At 75.7% G+C, this 16,802-nt stretch carries 17 protein-coding genes; 10 read left to right on the top strand and 7 right to left on the bottom strand.

Going from position 1 to position 16,802, the window contains the following annotated elements:
* Positions 1-138 precede the first annotated feature (138 nt).
* Together ACJ9NR_RS03675 and ACJ9NR_RS03680 are read left to right on the top strand one after the other, a co-directional pair.
* Positions 139-804: a DUF4389 domain-containing protein gene (locus tag ACJ9NR_RS03675; RefSeq protein WP_412489800.1), complete on the top strand. Its 666-nt coding sequence runs from the start codon at positions 139-141 to the stop codon at positions 802-804.
* The gene (locus ACJ9NR_RS03680) at positions 801-1,187 is read left to right on the top strand and encodes a hypothetical protein (RefSeq protein ID WP_412489799.1); all 387 of its coding nucleotides are present in this window, start codon (positions 801-803) and stop codon (positions 1,185-1,187) included. Before ACJ9NR_RS03675 ends, ACJ9NR_RS03680 begins: the two co-directional genes overlap by 4 nt.
* A gap of 75 nt (positions 1,188-1,262) precedes the next feature.
* Here the strand turns inward: ACJ9NR_RS03680 and ACJ9NR_RS03685 are convergent, their stop codons facing one another.
* Entirely contained in the window at positions 1,263-2,177 is a 915-nt protein-coding gene (locus ACJ9NR_RS03685) for a universal stress protein (RefSeq protein ID WP_412489798.1), read from the bottom strand.
* Positions 2,178-2,813: 636 nt separating this feature from the next.
* Here ACJ9NR_RS03685 and ACJ9NR_RS03690 point away from each other — a divergent pair.
* The 7 genes from ACJ9NR_RS03690 to ACJ9NR_RS03720 all read left to right on the top strand — a co-directional run bounded on the left by ACJ9NR_RS03690 (position 2,814) and on the right by ACJ9NR_RS03720 (position 10,416).
* Complete coding sequence (locus ACJ9NR_RS03690) at positions 2,814-4,028, top strand: globin domain-containing protein (protein WP_412489797.1); 1,215 nt, start codon at positions 2,814-2,816, stop codon at positions 4,026-4,028.
* A gap of 31 nt (positions 4,029-4,059) precedes the next feature.
* A complete protein-coding gene (locus tag ACJ9NR_RS03695) occupies positions 4,060-4,434 on the top strand; it encodes a hypothetical protein (protein ID WP_412489796.1) in 375 nt (124 codons plus the stop codon).
* Between the two features lie 812 nt (positions 4,435-5,246).
* Positions 5,247-5,762, top strand: a complete 516-nt coding sequence (locus tag ACJ9NR_RS03700; RefSeq protein WP_412489795.1) for a nitroreductase/quinone reductase family protein — start codon at positions 5,247-5,249, stop codon at positions 5,760-5,762.
* A complete protein-coding gene (locus ACJ9NR_RS03705) occupies positions 5,759-6,754 on the top strand; it encodes an ABC transporter ATP-binding protein (RefSeq protein ID WP_412489794.1) in 996 nt (331 codons plus the stop codon). The genes ACJ9NR_RS03700 and ACJ9NR_RS03705 overlap by 4 nt, the downstream gene beginning before the upstream one ends.
* A complete protein-coding gene (locus ACJ9NR_RS03710; protein ID WP_412489793.1) occupies positions 6,751-8,346 on the top strand; it encodes an ABC transporter permease in 1,596 nt (531 codons plus the stop codon). Before ACJ9NR_RS03705 ends, ACJ9NR_RS03710 begins: the two co-directional genes overlap by 4 nt.
* Positions 8,347-8,489: 143 nt before the next feature.
* Positions 8,490-9,392, top strand: coding sequence for a universal stress protein (locus ACJ9NR_RS03715; RefSeq protein ID WP_412489792.1), 903 nt, complete (start codon positions 8,490-8,492; stop codon positions 9,390-9,392).
* Positions 9,385-10,416, top strand: coding sequence for an Acg family FMN-binding oxidoreductase (locus ACJ9NR_RS03720; RefSeq protein WP_412489791.1), 1,032 nt, complete (start codon positions 9,385-9,387; stop codon positions 10,414-10,416). Before ACJ9NR_RS03715 ends, ACJ9NR_RS03720 begins: the two co-directional genes overlap by 8 nt.
* A gap of 51 nt (positions 10,417-10,467) precedes the next feature.
* Here ACJ9NR_RS03720 and ACJ9NR_RS03725 read toward each other — a convergent pair whose 3' ends face one another.
* The 5 genes from ACJ9NR_RS03725 to ACJ9NR_RS03745 all read right to left on the bottom strand — a co-directional run bounded on the left by ACJ9NR_RS03725 (position 10,468) and on the right by ACJ9NR_RS03745 (position 14,868).
* Complete coding sequence (locus tag ACJ9NR_RS03725; RefSeq protein WP_412489790.1) at positions 10,468-11,562, bottom strand: universal stress protein; 1,095 nt, start codon at positions 11,560-11,562, stop codon at positions 10,468-10,470.
* A gap of 228 nt (positions 11,563-11,790) precedes the next feature.
* Positions 11,791-12,231 (bottom strand): pyridoxamine 5'-phosphate oxidase family protein, encoded by a 441-nt coding sequence (locus tag ACJ9NR_RS03730; RefSeq protein ID WP_412489789.1) that lies wholly within the window; start codon positions 12,229-12,231, stop codon positions 11,791-11,793.
* Between the two features lie 114 nt (positions 12,232-12,345).
* The gene (locus tag ACJ9NR_RS03735; RefSeq protein ID WP_412489788.1) at positions 12,346-13,020 is read right to left on the bottom strand and encodes a helix-turn-helix domain-containing protein; all 675 of its coding nucleotides are present in this window, start codon (positions 13,018-13,020) and stop codon (positions 12,346-12,348) included.
* Between the two features lie 249 nt (positions 13,021-13,269).
* Positions 13,270-13,896: a hypothetical protein gene (locus ACJ9NR_RS03740; RefSeq protein ID WP_412489787.1), complete on the bottom strand. Its 627-nt coding sequence runs from the start codon at positions 13,894-13,896 to the stop codon at positions 13,270-13,272.
* 141 nt (positions 13,897-14,037) lie between these two features.
* Positions 14,038-14,868: a universal stress protein gene (locus ACJ9NR_RS03745; RefSeq protein ID WP_412489786.1), complete on the bottom strand. Its 831-nt coding sequence runs from the start codon at positions 14,866-14,868 to the stop codon at positions 14,038-14,040.
* A gap of 242 nt (positions 14,869-15,110) precedes the next feature.
* Between ACJ9NR_RS03745 and ACJ9NR_RS03750 the strand changes: the two genes are divergently transcribed.
* Positions 15,111-15,509, top strand: coding sequence for an STAS domain-containing protein (locus ACJ9NR_RS03750; RefSeq protein ID WP_412489785.1), 399 nt, complete (start codon positions 15,111-15,113; stop codon positions 15,507-15,509).
* 142 nt (positions 15,510-15,651) lie between these two features.
* Here ACJ9NR_RS03750 and ACJ9NR_RS03755 read toward each other — a convergent pair whose 3' ends face one another.
* Positions 15,652-16,653: an Acg family FMN-binding oxidoreductase gene (locus ACJ9NR_RS03755; RefSeq protein WP_412489784.1), complete on the bottom strand. Its 1,002-nt coding sequence runs from the start codon at positions 16,651-16,653 to the stop codon at positions 15,652-15,654.
* Positions 16,654-16,802 lie beyond the last annotated feature (149 nt).

Below are 16,802 nucleotides of genomic sequence, written 5' to 3' on the forward strand. Positions count from 1 at the left end.
GCGGGGCACTGCCCCCGCCGGGACCGATGGGCCCGGGAGCGGCCCCAACGGCCCTCGCCCGGCGCGGCGTGCCGCGGCCACGCTGGACTTGGGCCCGGGTCGCCGCCGGGGCGCCACGGGCCGAAGGAGTTGATCGCCATGACGACCCTGGCGAGTGCGCCGAACCGTCCCGTACGCGTGACCGCGGTGCTCGACCCGCAGCTGTCCCGCTGGCTGTGGCTGGTGAAGTGGATCCTGGTGATCCCCCACTACGTGGTGCTGTTCTTCCTCTGGATCGCCTTCACCCTGGTCAGCATGGTCGCGTTCGTCAGCATCCTGTTCACCGAGCGCTACCCCCGGGCCCTGTTCGACTTCAACCTGGGCGTGCTGCGCTGGAGCTGGCGGGTCGCCTACTACTCGTACGGCGCGCTGGGCACCGACCGCTATCCGCCGTTCAGCCTGGGCGAGGAGCCCGACTACCCCGCGCGGCTGGACGTCGCCTACCCCGAGCGGCTCTCCCGCGGGCTGGTGCTGGTGAAGTGGTGGCTGCTGGCCATCCCGCACTACATCATCATCGGGTTCTTCCTCGGCGGCTACCACCTCGGCTGGTGGGACGGCGGTCTGGTCGCCGTGCTGGCGGTGATCGCGGGCGTGACGCTGGCCTTCACCCAGAAGTACCCGCGGAGCCTGTTCGACCTGATCCTCGGCCTCAACAGGTGGGTGCTGCGGGTGGCCGCCTACGCCGGCCTGATGACGGACGTCTACCCGCCCTTCCGCCTCGACATGGGCGGAACCGAGCCCTGTGAGCCGGAGGACCGGGCATGATCACGCTGCTGGTGGCGGCCTTCCTGGTCGTGCACGGGCTGCTGCACCCCGGTGTGTGGACGGCGCCGCAGCAGCAGTCCGGCGGCGCGCCGGCACCCTTCGCGCCCGGGCACTCGTGGCTGCTGGCGTCCGCCGGTGTCTCCGCCGCGGCGGCCCGGGCGGCGGCGCTCGCCCTGGCCTGGTACACGGCTGTCGTGTACGTGGTCGCCGGCGCCGGAGTCCTGGCGGGCGCCGGATGGTGGCCCACGGCCGCGCTCGTCGCCGCGTCGAGCGGACTGGTGCTGAAGGGGGTCTGGTTCGATCCGTGGCTGAGCGTGGGCGTGCTGCTGGACCTGGGCGTCATCGCCGCGGTCGCCTGCACCTGGCCCGCCTCCCTCTACTGACACCGGCCGCGGACACCGACGTCACCGGCACCCGCGTCCGCGTGCGCCGGCCGCCCGGGTCGCCGGGTCGCCGGGTCAGTCGTGCGGCACCACCGCCACCGGCGCGACGGCGTGCTGCAGCGCCGCGTGGGTCACCGGTCCGATGTGGCTGCCGACCGCCGCGCGGCGGTTGGTGCGTCCGACGACGACCAGCGCCGCGTCGTGCGAGGCGTGCACGAGATGGCGGCCCGGGCTGCCGACCACGGCCTGCTCCCGCACGTCGACGCCGGGGAACTTCTCCCGCCACGGCCGCAGGACCTCGGCCAGCCGCTGCCGGATCCGCTCGGCCAGTTCCTCGCCGAGCCCCACGTCCATGGCGGCGCCGTAGCCGTGGGAGCCCGGCAGGCTCCAGCCGTGGACCACCTTCAGCCGGGCCCCGCGGCGCTGTGCCGATTCGAAGGCGAACCGGATGACGGCCTCGCCGGGATTCTCCAGGTCCAGCCCCAGCACGACGTCGCGGGGGGGAGTGCTGGTGGACTCCGTGCCCGCCGCGTCCGGCAGATGCTCGTCCTCGGCGCGCTCACCGGCCCGTACGAGAACCACCGGCCGCTCCGCGCGGGCCACGACGGCGAGGGCGACCGATCCGACGAGGAACCCGGCGACCGTGCCGAGCCCGCGGGAGCCGAGGACCAGCAGGTCGGAGTCCTCGGCGGCGGCCAGCAGGGCGGAGACGGGGTGGTCCGCGCTCCGCGCGGTCTCGATCCGCAGCGCCGGGTGGCGGTCGGCGAGCCGGGCGCGCGTCTGCCGCAACAGGTCCTCGGCCCAGCTGCCCTGCGTGTCGATCGCACCGGGCGCCGGGATGCCGCCGAGCGGCGGATACACGTACGGCGGCTGTTCCCAGCCGTGCACGAGCCGCAGCCCGGACGCGCGTCGCTCCGCCTCGCGGGCCGCCCAGTCCGCGGCGGCGAGGCTCTGCGGGGAGCCGTCGAGACCGACGGTGATCGTGGACATGTGCCAACCTCCTCGGGATGTCACGCCAGTCTCCGTGCTGCACGGGCGCAGCAGCAGGTGCCTGGCGTCCCCCGCCCGGGGCCGAACGGCCCTCGCGCACGCAGCCCATGACGTCGCTTCAGCTGCGGGCGGCACACGCGCCCCGTGCGCAAGGACCGAACGGCCCGCAGTCGGGTCCGGTCACCCCTGCCGGGCGGACGGCCACGGAGTGAACCTTGAATCAGGCGGGGACGCCGCGCACGGCATCCGAGGGGCTCCCCCCGTCCCTACCGGACACGGCGCCCCGCCCAGGGGGACGGCCCCGCGAAGGGCCGTGGCCGTACGTGGGTCGTCGGCCGCGTGCCCGGGCGGTCCGTTCCGCACGGGCACGCCCCCCGTCCCGACCGCGCTCCCCGTGCGGCCGGCCGGCCGTCCCCCGGGCCCGGCCAGGGCCGGGCGGGAAGCGCGGAAGTGCCGTAGGGCCCCGGGCCGCGGCAGGGCCGTTGGGCCGATGTGCCCGAGTCGTTGGGCCGTAGGTCCCCAGGTGGGGCCACGGCCCGGAAAGGGCGCCGAACCATGGTCGCGCCCCTGCTAGACAGAAGGTCGCCGCGCAGCCGACGCGGTTCGCATCCCCGATTCCCCGGCCCGGGAGGCCCCATGCTGTCCGCAGAGTCCGCCACCGTGGTCCGCGCCACCCTGCCCGCGGTGGCCGGAGCGCTCGACGAGATCACGACCCGCTTCTACGGGGCGATGTTCCGGGACCGTCCGGAGCTCCTGGACGGCATGTTCAACCGCGGCAACCAGGCCAGCGGGGAGCAACGGCGCGCCCTGGCCGGCTCGATCGCCGGGTTCGCGACCGCGCTGCTGGACCATCCGGACACCCGGCCCGACGCCCTGCTGGACCGCATAGCCCACAAGCACGCGGCGGTCGGCGTCACCGACGACCAGTACACCGTCGTGCACAAGTACCTGTTCGCCGCGATCGCCGAGACGCTCGGCGACGCCGTCACCCCGGAGGTGGCCGCGGCCTGGGACGAGGTGTACTGGCTGATGGCCGGTGCGCTGATCGGCCGGGAGGCGCGCCTCTACCACGAGGCGGGCGTCGAACCGGGGCAGGGCTGGCGGCGGTGGACGGTCGTGGAACGGCGCGCGGAGACCCCGGACGTGGTGTCCTTCCTGCTCCGCCCGGCCGACGGCCGGCCGGCACCGCGGGCGCGGGCGGGCCAGTACGTGAGCGTGCGGGTCCGCATGCCCGACGGGGTGCACCAGCTGCGCCAGTACAGCCTGTCCTCGGACCCGGGCAGGGAGCTGCGGCGCATCACCGTGAAGCGGGTGACCGGCACGGCCGCCGCACCACACGGCGAGGTCTCCAACCTGCTGCACAGCCAGGTCCACGAGGGCGACCGGCTGACGCTCTCCGCGCCCTTCGGTGACGTCTTCCTCGACGACCGGGGCGGCGCCGCCGGGCCGCTGGTGCTGATCTCGGCGGGCATCGGCTGCACCCCCATGACGGGCATCCTGGCCCACCTCGAGGCCAACGCCTCGCCCCGCCGGGTGCTGGTCCTGCACGCCGACGACTCCCCCGCCGAGCACGCGCTGCGCGCCGAGACGCGTGAGCTCGTCGAGCAACTCCCGGGTGCCGACGCGGAGTTCTGGTACGAGCGCCCCGGTCCGGAGGAACCCGCCGCGCACGAGGGCCGGATGGACCTCTGCGGTGTCGCACTCCCCGACGGGGCGACGGTGTTCCTGTGCGGCCCGCTGCCCTTCATGCGCGACGTCCGCGCACAGCTGCTCGGCGCGGGGGTGCCCGCCCGGCGCATCCGCTACGAGGTCTTCGGGCCCGATCTGTGGCTGCCGGGCACCGCCGCCTGACCGCCGACGCACCTTTCCGAAAGGGGTCACCATGACCAGCGACAACACCCAGGCCACGCCCGCGGTGCGGCTGCGCCGCGACGGCGCGGTGGACGAGGCGACCCTCGCCTACGCGCGCACGAAGATCGACGCCGTCATCGGGCGGTCCGGGCTGCCCGCCGTCACGGGCGAGGTGCGCATCGTGCGGGCGGCCGCCCACGCCGACCTGCCCTGGGCGGCCTCGGCCGACCTGCACATCGGCGGCCGGCCGGTGACCGTCAACGCCGAGGAGGCCAGCGGCCGCGAGGTCGTCGACCAGCTCCAGGCCCGGCTGCGCCGCCGGCTCGACCGGGCCGCCCACGCCTGGGACGACGGTCACCGCACGACCGCACCGCCCTGGCGGGGTGGCGCTCAGCGCTCCGCGTAGCCCTGGTCGGGGCCGGGCCCGGTCGGTGACACCCACCGGCCGGGCCCCGCCGTGTGCGCGCCCTCCCGCCGCGCCGACCCGGTCGTCCGGGCCCCGCGGGTGACCGACGGCCCGCCGGCCGGGCTGGTTCCGCGGGCCGACCCGGCTCCGGTGGCGACCTGGCTCCGGTGGCGACCCGGCTTCGGAAGCGGCCGGGATCCGAGGCGGCCGGGCTTCCGGAGCGGCCGGTTCTGCGGCGGCCGGGACGAGGCGATCGCCCTCGCCGCCGCGGACCCGGCCCTGGTCGTGGGAGCGACGGCGTGCGCCGCGGGACGAGCGCGGCGAACGGCGCGGCCCGGACGGCACCGGGCCGCGCCATGTCCTGTCGCACCGTGTCCTGTCGCACCGTGTCGTGTCGCGTCCGGTGCTTCGGCCGACGATCACGGCGCCTGGATCCGAAGGTGCCCAGGGCCGGCATCGGTCACGCCCTGCCGGACGGTGGCCTGCACGGATCCGGTGCCCCTCGTTCTCGTCGACGGCCCGAACGCGCCGCCCCGCTCCCGTTCGTCCGCGGCGACGGCCGGGCCCGGGGCAAAGGACGGTCGGCCCGGCGTGTCGCCGGCCCAATGGCACCGGGACAGAGCCGTTCGGCCCCTGCGGGACACGGCCGCGTGCGTCGATGCTGGAAGGTGAGCCTGGGCCGAGCGGGCGAACCGCCCTGCCCGCGCGGGGTGTTCACCGGCTCGGCGCAGGCGTGGATCAGGATGTCGCCACGGGTGGACGGCGACAGCGGCCGCCCGGGGCCCGATCGCATGCCGAGGCGGGTGTGAGAGATGGGACGTGACGGATCGGCACGCCTACTGCACCGGTTCGACCGGTGGATGTACCGCCGGGGGCGGCCCAACCGGCTGGCCCGCGTCATGAACCGGCAGACCGTGCTCGCGGCCTCGGCCGGACTGGGACCGCGGCGCCTGGTCACGCTGGAGGTGACCGGGCGCCGTACCGGACGCCGTGTCTCGCTGCCGCTGGTGGTCGCCGACCACGAGGGCGAGCGCTACCTGGTGGCGATGCTCGGCCCGGACGCGAACTGGGTGCGCAACGTCCGCGCGGCCGGCGGACACGCGGTGCTGCGGCACGGCCGGCGCGAGGCCGTACGCCTGGAGGAGGTCGGCGTCGGCGACCGCGCGCCCGTGCTGCGCCGTTATCTCGCGCTGGCCCCGGGAGCCCGGCCGCACCTGCGCGTGGACCGGCACGCTCCCCTGGAGGAGTTCGAGCGGATCGCCGAGCACGTCCCCGTGTTCCGCGTGCTGCCCGACCGGCCGCTGCCGCAGGACGGGAGCCGGACGTGACCTCCCCGTCCACCGCCGCCGCGGCCCCCGCCCCGGGCGGGCAGGACGCCGCGGTCCGCGTCTGCGGCCTGGTGAAGACGTTCGGCGCGACCCGGGCCCTGGACGGCCTCGACCTGACCGTGGCCACCGGGGAGGTGCACGGCTTCCTCGGGCCCAACGGCGCGGGCAAGACCACCACCATCCGGGTGCTGCTGGGCCTGCTGCGGCCCGACGCCGGCGAGGCCGTCCTGCTCGGCGGTGATCCCTGGCGGGACGCGGTCGCCCTGCACCGCAGGCTGGCCTACGTGCCGGGCGACGTGAGCCTGTGGCCGAAGCTGACCGGCGGCGAGATCATCGACGTCTTCGGGCGGCTGCGCGGCGACCTCGACGCCGCCCGCCGGGACGAGCTGCTCCAGCGGTTCGAACTCGATCCGGCCAAGAAGGCCCGCACCTACTCCAAGGGCAACCGGCAGAAGGTCGGTCTGGTCGCCGCCCTGGCCTCCCGCGCCGAGCTGCTGGTCCTCGACGAGCCGACCTCCGGCCTCGACCCGCTGATGGAGACCGTCTTCCAGGACTGCATCCGCGAGGTCAAGGCAGAGGGCCGCACCGTGCTGCTGTCCAGCCACATCCTGGCCGAGGTGGAGGCCCTGTGCGACCGGGTCGACATCATCCGGGCCGGGCGCACCGTGGAGAGCGGCACCCTGGCCGAGCTGCGCCATCTGACCCGTACCTCCGTCGACGTGCACACCGCCCGCCCGGCGACCGGTCTCGGCGCCCTCCCCGGTGTGCACGGTCTGCGCACGGAGGGCGACCGCGCCCGCTTCGACGTCGACACCGACCACCTCGACGAGGCCGTACGCCACCTCACCGGCTTCGGCATCCGCACCCTCACCAGCCGGCCGCCCACCCTGGAGGAGCTGTTCCTGCGCCACTACGGCGACGAACTGGCCGGGGAGCGGAGGATGTCGGACGGTCACCTGGGCGCGGCCGGACACCACGGCGGGCGGCCATGAGCGGCAGGGCGGTGGAGCTGACCGGGACCGTCACCCTCACCCGGTTCCTGGTGCGCCGCGAGCGGGTCCGCATCGCCCTGTGGATCGTGGGCATCCCGCTGCTGGTGCTGCTGACCGCCGCCGGCGTCAAGGGGCTCTACCCCACGCAGCACGACCTCGACGTGGCGGCCCGGGGCAGCGAGGGCAACGCCGCGGCCATCGCCTTCAACGGGCCGCCCCTCGCGCTCGACACCATGGGCGGGCAGGTCGCCTTCCAGACCGGCACGGTCGGGCTCGTCGTGGTCGCCCTGATGAGCGTCTTCACGGTCGGGCGGCAGACCCGCGGCGAGGAGGAGGCCGGCCGCGCCGAGCTGGTGCGTGCCCTGCCGACCGGGCGGCACGCGTCGGTCGCCGCCGCGCTCCTCGTGGTCGGCGCCATGAACGTCGTGGTCGCCGCCGCGGTGACGCTCGGTCTGCTCGCGCTGCGCCTGCCGGCGGCGGGCTCGGTCGCCCTCGGGCTGTCCTTCCTCGCCGTCGGACTGGTCTTCGCCGCGTTCACCACCGTGGCCGCCCAGGTCAGCGAGAACACACGGGTGGTGCACGGCGGCACGGGCGCCGTGCTGGGCCTCACGTTCGTGCTGCGCGCCGTCGGGGACGTCGGCGACGGCAGGCTGTCCTGGCTCTCCCCCATCGGCTGGGTGCAGAAGACGCGCCCCTACGCCGGCGAACGCTGGTGGCCGCTGCTCCTGGCGGCCGGTGGCGTGGCCGGCGCCCTCGCCCTCGCCTCCGCCCTCGCGGCCCGGCGCGACCTCGGCGCCGGCCTCGTGCCGCCGCGCCCGGGTCCGCCGCGGGCGGCGCCGCGCCTCGGCCGGCCCCTCGGGCTCGCCCTGCGCCTGCAGCGCGGCAGCCTGATCGGCTGGAGCTGCGCCGTGTTCCTCACCGGGATCGCCTACGGCTGGGTCGCGGACGACGTGCAGGACCTCATCGGCGACAACGACACCATGCGCAAGGTGATCGCCGGTTTCGGCGAGACGAGCATCACCGACGCCTATCTCACCCGCTCCCTGCTGACCGTCGCCCTGGTCGGCGCGGGCTTCGCCGTCCAGGCCGCCCTGCGCCCGCGGGGCGAGGAGAGCGCGCTGCGCGCCGAACCCGTCCTGGCCGCCCCCGTCTCGCGGCTCCGCTGGGCCGGCGGCCACCTCACCGTCGCGGTCCTCGGCAGCGTGGTGGTGCTCGGCGCGGCGGGCCTGGGCACCGGCCTCAGCTACGCGCTCGTCAGCCACGACGCCGGGCAGGTCCCCCGCCTGGTCGGTGCCGCCCTGGTCTACGCGCCCGCCCTGTGGACCCTCGCCGCGGTGGCGACCGCCCTGACCGGGCTGGCGCCGCGCGCCGTGGGCGCGGCGTGGGCCGTCCTGGGTCTGTGCCTGGTCACCGGCGTGCTCGGTGACGTCCTCGGCCTGCCGGACTGGCTGCTCGACCTCTCCCCGTTCCAGCATCTTCCCCAACTTCCGGCCGCCCGGGCGGCGTTCGGCGCACCTGCCGCCGTCACGGCGATCGCCGCCGCCCTGCTCGCGGCCGGCCTGGCGGGCTTCCGCCACCGGGACGTCGGATAGCCCCACCGGCGAGGGCGCCCGCCGCGCAGGGGCCGTAAGGACCTGAGGACGGGACCGCCGGCCCCTCCGGCGCGGCCGGTCTCCGCACGAGCATGGGAACTGGGCCGCGACGGCCGAGTGCGCGGATTACGGAGGTGGCCGCCATGTCACGACCGATCGTCGTCGGGGTCGACGGATCCCCCGAGAGCCTGGCCGCCGCCGAGTGGGCGGCACGGGAGGCGGTGCGCCGCGATCTCCCCCTGCATCTGGTGCACGCCAGCGAGTGGAGCCCCGAGCGGGCGTCCTCGCAGGCGGCGGGCGTGGTGCGGCGTCATGTGGGCCAGGGTGTCCTGCGCCGGGCCAAGGACCGCATCGCACGCTTCTGCCCCGACATGTGGATCACCGACGAACAGGTCGAGGACCTGGCCGTCACGGCCCTGTCGAACGCCGCGCGGCGGGCCGAGCTGCTGGTCGTCGGCTCGCGCGGACTGAGCGGCTTCACCGGGTTCCTCATCGGATCGGTGGCTCAGACGCTGGCCGCGCGTGCGCCGGGGCCGGTCGTCCTGGTCGAGGCCGGGGAGCGGGCCGAGGACGAGCACCTGCCGGACGAGGACGGCAACTCCTCGCTCCGCACGCCGTACCGTGACGTCGTCGTGGGCATCGACCTGGGCGCGGCGTGCGACGACGTGATCGACTTCGCCTTCGAGGCGGCCCGGTCGCGCGGTGCGCGGCTGCACGCCCTGCACGCCTGGAGCGACACGGACTCCGTCGCGCTCGGTCCCGGTGAGCCGGCCGTCGGCGAGGGCCCGGCCCCCGAGGAGGAATGGCGCGGCCTGCTGACCATGGTGCTGCACAACTGGCGCGACAAGTACCCGGACGTCGACGTCGTGGAGACCGTCGTCAAGGGCGGCGCCGGAACCCACCTGGTCCGCGCCGGCTCGGGTGCCGGACTGCTCGTCGTCGGCCGCCGTGCCCGCGAGAGCCACATCGGCCCGCACACCGGACCGGTCACCCGCACCGTGATCCACCACGCGCGCTGCCCCGTCGCCGTCGTGCCGCATGACTGAGCCCGCGCGAGGAGAAGGCGACGGCGAACGGCGGTCCGCCATGGACGCGGCGCTCCCCCGGGTCGACCACGCGGCCGGCCACCTGGTCCGCGCGGCCGTCACCGCGCCCTCGGTCCACAACACCCAGCCCTGGCTGTTCAGCCACGGCGAGGACGGGCTGGACCTGTACGCGGACGGCGGGCGCCGGCTCCCGCTCTGCGACGCCGACGGGCGCGAGCAGCTCATCAGCTGTGGGGCGGCCCTGTTGAACGTCCGTCTGGCCATGCGCCGCCTGGGCCACCGGCCCGTCGTCCGGCTGCTCCCCGATCCGTGCGACCCGGCTCGGCTCGCGCGGGTCGGCTGGGGCGCGTACGCCCGGCCGGCCGCCGACGTGAACCTGATGTACCGGGCGCTGTGGCAACGGCACACGCACCGCGGCGCCTTCCGCCCCTCCCCGCTGCCGCCGCCGCTGACCGCGGAACTGCGCGAGCACGCACGGGCCGAGGGTGCCGAGCTGTACACGGTGCGGGCCCCGCACGCGCTCCGCCATCTCGGGGAACTGGTCCGCACCGCCGAGGCCGCCCACCGCCACGACCCCGGGTACCGCGCCGAACTGGCCCACTGGAGTCGGCCCGGCCGGGACGGCCGTCCGGACGGCGTCCCCGTCGGCTCCTGCGCCGGCCGTCCGGACGGCACGGGTCTGACCGGCCGTGACTTCACCGGTCTGTGCCGCGCGGTGCCCGCCGAACCGGTCCGCCGGTCTCCCGGCGCGGGACTGGTCGTCGTGCTGACCACCCCGGGCGACACACCGGAGGACTGGCTGCGCGCCGGGCTGGCTTTGCAGCGCGTCCTGCTGCACGCGACCGTGCGCTGGACCGCGGCGGCCTTCCACACCCAGCCCCTCGAAGTGCCCTGGCTGCGTGAGCAGGTGCGCACGGCGATCACGCGCGGCGAGTTCCCGCAGATGATCCTGCGGCTCGGCCATTGCGCCCGCGACCGCGCGACCCCGCGGCGGCCGGTGGAGGCGGTCCTCACGGCGGGGTGACGGCGCCCGCCTTCCCGCGGGGGCGCGCCGGGCCGGGCCCGGGCGGCCTACTCACCATCGCAGGCCCGCCCGCCGGCGCCACCGCCGCGGCGCCAGCCCCCTGCGCACCGGTCCGCCGTGCCGGATCCAGGCCCGGCGGCCCCTGTGGGCCATCCCCGCCCCGGCACGGGTGACGGCGGTGAGCCGCCGGGCGCGGCGGCCCGCGGCGCGCTGCGCACGGCGAGCCGTACGGCCGACGTGCAGACGGCCGTACGGAGGCGGCTGCCCGGCGCACCGGGGGACGGCCACGACCGGGCAGCGGGCGCGGGCGAGCACGTCCCGCACGACCGAGCCGAGCAGTATGCCGGTGGGGCCGCCGTTGCCGCGGATGCCCACGACGAGCCCGAGCGCGTGCGCGGACTCCCGGGCCAGGACCCGCGCCGGCCGGCCGCGGAGCACTTCGTGACGCACGTCCACGTCCGGGTGGGCGGGCCGGCGGCCGTCCACCAGCTCCCGCAGGAGAGTGCGGCACTCGCGCAGGGCGGCGTGCTCGTCCAGGACGCCGAGCAGGGGCGGGTGCCAGACGTACAGCACCCGCAACGCCACGCGGTGCAGGGCCGCTGCGGCGAAGGCGTGATCGAGTGCGGCCACGGAGTGGCTGCGGCCGTCCACGCCGACGTCCACCCCGACGACGAAGTGCGCCGGCCGGGCGGACGCCTGCCCGGGGGCGCGCACGACCACCACGGGGCAGCCGGCGCGGGCGATCACCGGCAGCGTGACGGACGCCGGGGTGAACACTCCTTCCAGCGTGCTCAGCCGGTGCGGGCCGAGCACCACGGCCGCGGCGGTGCGTGCGTGCCTGCGCAGGAGCGGCACGGGGTCGTCCGCGGCGAGCAGCGTGGAGACCTCCAGCCGCGGGTGGCGGTCGGCGACGAAGGCGACCGCGTCGAGCAGGGCGCGTTCCGCCAGGTCGCGCCGCTCCTGGGTGCACCCGCCCCGGTAGAGGTGACGGGGCGTGCCCCCGTCGGCGGGTCTGCCCTCGGCGTGCACCAGGTGCAGGGGCACCCGGCGCCTGTCCGCCTCGTCGGCGCCCCAGGCGAGGACCGGGCGGTGGGCCGGGCCGGGCTCGACGCCGACCACGACCGGTGCGCGTGCGGCTTTCACCATCGTCCGCTCCGTACGTCTCGGCGCGCCGTCCGCGCGGGAGCCGTCCGTTCCGTCCCGAGGACGGGACCGGCGCTCTCTCCCCGGCACGCGGTCGCGGGTGCTGTCGCGAAGAGTTCTCTCGTGGCGTCCGGCGCCGGTCGGGGCCGGGCGGCCTTCTTCCGGGGTCACCGGGACCCGGGCGCCCGCTGCCTGCCGCCGCCCTGCCGTCCGGAACGGGGGCCCGTGGGCTCAGGTCGACAGGTTCACCCCGTACAGGCTGCGCCCGCCCACCAGTTCGCGGCCGGTGACCAGTTCGGGCTCGATGCGCACGAACACCTCCATGGGCGACGGCACCCAGGAACGCGGTCCGGTCCGCGTCAGGCGCTCGTGCTCGCCGCGGTCGGTCACCACCTCGGCCGGCCCGGTGACGACGACGCTCCAGCCGGAGTGGGTGGCCGCGTCGATCTCGTCGGCCTCGAAGGCGACCACCACACCGTCGACCGCGCGGGCCAGCTCCGAGGCCGTCGACGTCCGCAGCACGACCGCGCCGTCGATGTCGACACCGAAGTTGACGGGCAGCACCGCCGGCAGGGCCTGGCGGGTGTGGACGATGCGGCCGACCGGGACCTTCGCCAGAAGGCGCAGGCACTCCTGCCGGTCGAGTTCGCGGAAACCGTCGTTCGGATACATGGCCAGTCCGTCTCTTACGTGGATGCGGCGCCGGAGCGTTCCCTCAATCCTCCGCGGGACGGGGGCCGGCGGTGAGGGACCATCGGTCCCGGCCGGGTCGGAGAACGTCCCGCCTCACACCGTGATACGGCGACCGGTGATCACCGTCGGATCGACGCGCACCCAGGTGTCGCGCGGTCCGCCGGCCCAGGGAGCGCCGCGGGCACGCTCGGCCAGCGCGCGTGTCTCGCCGGGGTCCGTCACGGTCCGGGCGTGGCCGCGCACCAGCACGCTCCAGCCCCTGCTGAACGCGTCGTCGATGCGGTCGACCTCGAAGGCGACCTGGCAGCCGGAGGCCTGGGCGGGTGTGCTGCCGGGCTCGGTGCGGAAGACGATCGCGCCGTCGACGAGGCTGTAGTTGACGGGCACGACGACGGGTCCGGAGGCGGTGGGCACCGCGATGCGGCCCACCCCGCGCGTGCCGAGCAGGGCACGGCACTCCGGGACGCTCAGCTCGACCAGCCGGGCGCCGCGGGCGGGCCGTCCCAGCCCGTGCGGCAGATCGGTGTCGCCGCCGGTGAGGTCCCGCACCGTGGTCTTGAGGACTTCGGCCAGCCTCAGCAGGACACCGGAGCCGGGTGCGGCGCCGGGATACTCCTCGAGGTACTGGAGGTAGCCGGGCGCCATGTGGGCCCGGGCGGCCGTCTCCGCCCTGGTCAGCCCGAGTTCGGTGCGCCGTGCCGCGAGACGGCGGCCGAGGTCGCCCAGCGCGTGCTCTTCCACCGCTCGGGACGGTGCCTGCTCCGTCATGGCCCCTCACTTCCTCTCGTCCGACCGGGTGTGCGCCCGGGGCCGGGATCACCCCTCGTTTTCAGCTTGTCCCGGTTCGGGCGGTGTGCGCTTGAGCCGGTCGGCCCCCACTCCACCGCCGGCCGGAACCGGAACCGCGTCCTGCGCTCCCGGCCGCGGTCACACACAGGCCGGGGCACCGCCGCGGTGCTGCGGCGGTGCCCCGGTGCGGGACGGTCGGGAACCGTTGCACGGCCGGCGACCGTCGGGTCAGAGCAGCCAGCGGTTGCGGCTGACGAAGGGCAGCCGCGCCCAGACCTTGCCCAGGCCCCAGGTGGCGCCGGCGCCCGCGGCCGCGAGGGCGATGAGAGCGACGGCGTAGATGAGGTGGTAGTCGGCGAACGGGTTGGTCGACATGCTCGGCGACCCGTCGGACAGGTGCTTGGCGGGCGGCCATTCGGCCATCCACATCAGCGCCATCAGGGCGGTGCCGGCGACGGCCCCGAGCCGCAGGCCGACGCCCGTGACGAAGGCGAGGCCGATGCCCAGCAGGCCGAGCATGAACAGCCAGTCCGCCCAGCCGGCCCCGGCCCAGTCGTGGAACGTGGACTCCATCGGGCCGGCGGCGACCGAACTGAGGAAGCCCTTGGTCGGCGACCCGCCGTCGATCCAGCCCTTGCCGGACGCCGTGGCGTAGCCGAAGCCGAAGGTCTTGTCCAGGAAGGCCCACAGGAAGACGAACCCGATCAGCACACGGAGCCCGGCGAGGACATGCGCGGCGGTCGCCGTCAGGACGACGGTGCTCGTCTCGCCGGCCGGGCGCGCGGCCGTCGCGGACCGGCGCATGGACGGGAGGTGGAACCGGACGTTCCGGTGCGGGTGTTCGTGGACTGCCATGGTGCTCATCCCTCTCTCGGGGTGACGCTCGGGTGGTTGACGTCTGTTGTTGCGCCTTCAATGTCCCGCTCCGGCAGCGGATGCCGGAGGGGCTGCGCGGCCCGTGGTGCAGGGCCGAACGTCCTTGCCGCACGGGCCCGTTCAGCCGGTCGGCACGATGGCCACGGGGCAGTGCGAACGGTGCAGCAGGGTGTGGACGACCGAACCCGGCCGCGTGACGTGCCGGTCCGCGTGCCGGTGGACACCGACGACGACGAGACCGGCGTCACGGGTGGCCTCCAGCAGGACGTGCCCGGCCGCCGCCCGTACCGTGTGCGACTCGACGCCGACACCGGGGTGTTTCTGCCGCAGCTCGGCCATGCTGAAGCGCGCCACGGCCTCCTCCGCGGCGTCCCGCCGGGCGAGTTCACGCTGTCCGGGACTCGTCGCGGGGATCACCGACGGCAGTTCGGGACCGACGTGGCGGTGGGACCAGGCGTGCAGGACGCGCAGTGGGACGCCGCGCCGCTCCGCCTCCTCGAAGGCGTAGGCCGCCGCGTCGGCGTCGGCGTCGCCGCCCAGGCCCAGCAGCACCTCGCGGCCCTCGTCGCAGCGGTGGTCGCCGCGCACCACCAGCACGGGTCCGTGCGCGTGCGCGGCCAGACGGACGCTCACGGAACCGAACAGCGCTCCGGTGATCCCGCCGAGTCCGCGGTTGCCGACGACGGTGAGGACCGCGTCCTCGCTCGCGCGGAGCAGCACCTCCACCGCACCGCCCACGACCGGCTCCGCGGTCACGGGCAGCAGCGGATGGTGCTCTTCGATGCGTGAGACGGCCGACGCGAGGACGGGTCCCGCCTCGTCCAGGTCGGCGACGGCGTGGACGATGTGCAGGCCGGCGCCGCGGTGCACCGCCTCCTGCGCCGCCCAGTCCAGGGCGCGTACGGCGGTCAGCGAGCCGTCCACTCCGACGGCCACGTGCTGGGATGTCATGGCGGGATTCCCTTCTCTGTCTCCGTACGGCCCCTCCGCACCGAGCGGCCCGGCACGGGCCCACCTCTCAGATTCCGGCCGGCGGCCGCGCGGGGAAGGGGGCCATCGGTCCCTTCCCGGCCCGCGAGCGGCCCTGCCCGCCGTGTGGCACGGCGGGCACAGGGCCGATCGGTCCCGGCGGCCTCGCCCACAGGGCCGACCGGCCCTTCCGCCGCGTCCTGGCGCACGGCTTTGCTCTGCACATGGACACACACCACACCGGGCTCGCGCCCTGCCACACGGAACGCGTCGTCGGCGGCACGACCGTGGTGGAGGTCCGCGGCGAGATCGACCTGCTCACGGCCGCGCCGCTCTCGGCGCGCCTCGACACCCTGACCGCGCTCGGGCGCCCGGACGTGGTGCTGGACCTGCGCCCCGTGGCCTTCATCGACTGCAGCGGGCTGCGGCTGCTGTGCCGGACGAGGAACCGGGTGCTGGCCCGGCGGGGCCGGCTCCGGCTGGTCACCCGCGACGGCGGCTTCCTGCGCCTCCTGCGCGCCGTGCGTCTGGCAGGCGTCTTCGAGATCCACCCGGACCTGCCCACGGCGCTGTTCGGCTCACTCCGGCAGGAGGACGTCCCCGTCTCCGCCGCGGCGGGCTGACCCGGGCCGTCCGCGCCGCGCGGCCCCGGGCCGCCGGCGCGGCACGCCTGCGCCGGGGTAGCGCGACCGCCGCGGCGTTTCGGCCTGCGGCGGCCGCTCTGGCGGACACACAGGCACGCGGGTGCGCCGACCGTACCTACCGCTACCGGTGCCGCGGATCGGTGTCGAGCACGGCGTGCGCGGTGCGCCGCGGGGTCGCGGGGCCCTCCGGGCCGTAGCCGAAACGGATCAGCATCTGGGCGTGGCCGGTGAGGTCCGGGTCCGGGCTCAGGCTGCGGCGCAGGTCGGGCCACTCCATCGGCTGGTGCAGCAGGGAGGCGCGCAGGCCGAGGGCCGTGGCCACCAGCAGCACGTGTTCGAGGGCCTCCCCCGCCCGCAGCCAGTCCGTGCGCCGGTCGTGCACCGTCTTCAGCAGGGCGATGAGCGGGGCGGTCTCGAAGTCCTGGGACGACAGCCGTTCGGGGTGCCGTGCGGCGGTGAAGTCCCGCATGGGAAGGCCCTCCCTGGCGTCCTGCGGGCCGAGTGCGGCCCGCGGCAGACCCGTGTCGTGCGGATCGTCCGGGTCCCGGTGCACCCAGCGGCGGCTCTCCGTGCCGCGGGCGGCGTCGAGGCGGTTGCGGTGCTCGGCCTCCGCGGTCACCCGGAGCAGCCGCGCCGTCTCGGCCGCCTCGACGAAGCTCAGCGAGGCGCCCTCCCGGTGGGCGGACTCGGCCAGCTCGGCGCGCGCCTGCGACGGTACCGGCCGCTCGGAGAAGGGCAGACGGCTGCTGTGCCGGCGCCAGATCGCCCCGTACAGGTCGTCGCGGTGCTCCCCGTTGTGCCGTCCGGTGCTGCCCGTCAGCCGCACGGTCGCGAGCAGACCGGGCTCCTCGGGGCGCGGAAGCAGCCGTACCACCGGGACCCAGCCGAAGTGGGAGACGGCGACCCGCAGGTTGAACACGGAGGCGCCCACCGACAGGTGCAGGGCGCGGCCCACCGGATCCGCGTGGCGCAGGCTGCGCTCCGGATCCGCACGCACCTCGAAGGCGACGTTGCCGGGGTCCAGCCGGAAACGCCACGGCTGGGTGTTGAAGAACGAGGGCGCGGCCACGGCCGCGGCGACGCAGGCTTCCAGGGTCTCGGCGTCGAGAGGCGCGGATCGCATGCTGGCCTCCTCCCGTACGGTCTCCGGACAGCAGCTGGTGTGCTTCGAGGGTGGACTCGCGGCGGCGTTCGGGTCAGAGGCCGATGGTCCCTCCTCGGTGGCCCTACAGGTCTCTGCCGGCGGCCACGGCGGCGGGAGAGCGCCGGCTT

The organism is Streptomyces sediminimaris (assembly GCF_047049295.1).
In the GTDB taxonomy this organism is placed as follows: Bacteria; Actinomycetota; Actinomycetes; order Streptomycetales; family Streptomycetaceae; genus Streptomyces; species Streptomyces sediminimaris.

Coding starts and splice junctions, on each gene's coding strand:
- ACJ9NR_RS03675 (WP_412489800.1), top strand. CDS start 139: ATGACGACCCTGGCGAGTGCGCCGAACCGTCCCGTACGCGTGACCGCG.
- ACJ9NR_RS03725 (WP_412489790.1), bottom strand. CDS start 11,562: ATGGTGAAAGCCGCACGCGCACCGGTCGTGGTCGGCGTCGAGCCCGGC.
- ACJ9NR_RS03720 (WP_412489791.1), top strand. CDS start 9,385: ATGACTGAGCCCGCGCGAGGAGAAGGCGACGGCGAACGGCGGTCCGCC.
- ACJ9NR_RS03750 (WP_412489785.1), top strand. CDS start 15,111: ATGGACACACACCACACCGGGCTCGCGCCCTGCCACACGGAACGCGTC.
- ACJ9NR_RS03680 (WP_412489799.1), top strand. CDS start 801: ATGATCACGCTGCTGGTGGCGGCCTTCCTGGTCGTGCACGGGCTGCTG.
- ACJ9NR_RS03700 (WP_412489795.1), top strand. CDS start 5,247: ATGGGACGTGACGGATCGGCACGCCTACTGCACCGGTTCGACCGGTGG.
- ACJ9NR_RS03745 (WP_412489786.1), bottom strand. CDS start 14,868: ATGACATCCCAGCACGTGGCCGTCGGAGTGGACGGCTCGCTGACCGCC.
- ACJ9NR_RS03695 (WP_412489796.1), top strand. CDS start 4,060: ATGACCAGCGACAACACCCAGGCCACGCCCGCGGTGCGGCTGCGCCGC.
- ACJ9NR_RS03690 (WP_412489797.1), top strand. CDS start 2,814: ATGCTGTCCGCAGAGTCCGCCACCGTGGTCCGCGCCACCCTGCCCGCG.
- ACJ9NR_RS03710 (WP_412489793.1), top strand. CDS start 6,751: ATGAGCGGCAGGGCGGTGGAGCTGACCGGGACCGTCACCCTCACCCGG.
- ACJ9NR_RS03730 (WP_412489789.1), bottom strand. CDS start 12,231: ATGTATCCGAACGACGGTTTCCGCGAACTCGACCGGCAGGAGTGCCTG.
- ACJ9NR_RS03685 (WP_412489798.1), bottom strand. CDS start 2,177: ATGTCCACGATCACCGTCGGTCTCGACGGCTCCCCGCAGAGCCTCGCC.
- ACJ9NR_RS03755 (WP_412489784.1), bottom strand. CDS start 16,653: ATGCGATCCGCGCCTCTCGACGCCGAGACCCTGGAAGCCTGCGTCGCC.
- ACJ9NR_RS03740 (WP_412489787.1), bottom strand. CDS start 13,896: ATGGCAGTCCACGAACACCCGCACCGGAACGTCCGGTTCCACCTCCCG.
- ACJ9NR_RS03715 (WP_412489792.1), top strand. CDS start 8,490: ATGTCACGACCGATCGTCGTCGGGGTCGACGGATCCCCCGAGAGCCTG.
- ACJ9NR_RS03735 (WP_412489788.1), bottom strand. CDS start 13,020: ATGACGGAGCAGGCACCGTCCCGAGCGGTGGAAGAGCACGCGCTGGGC.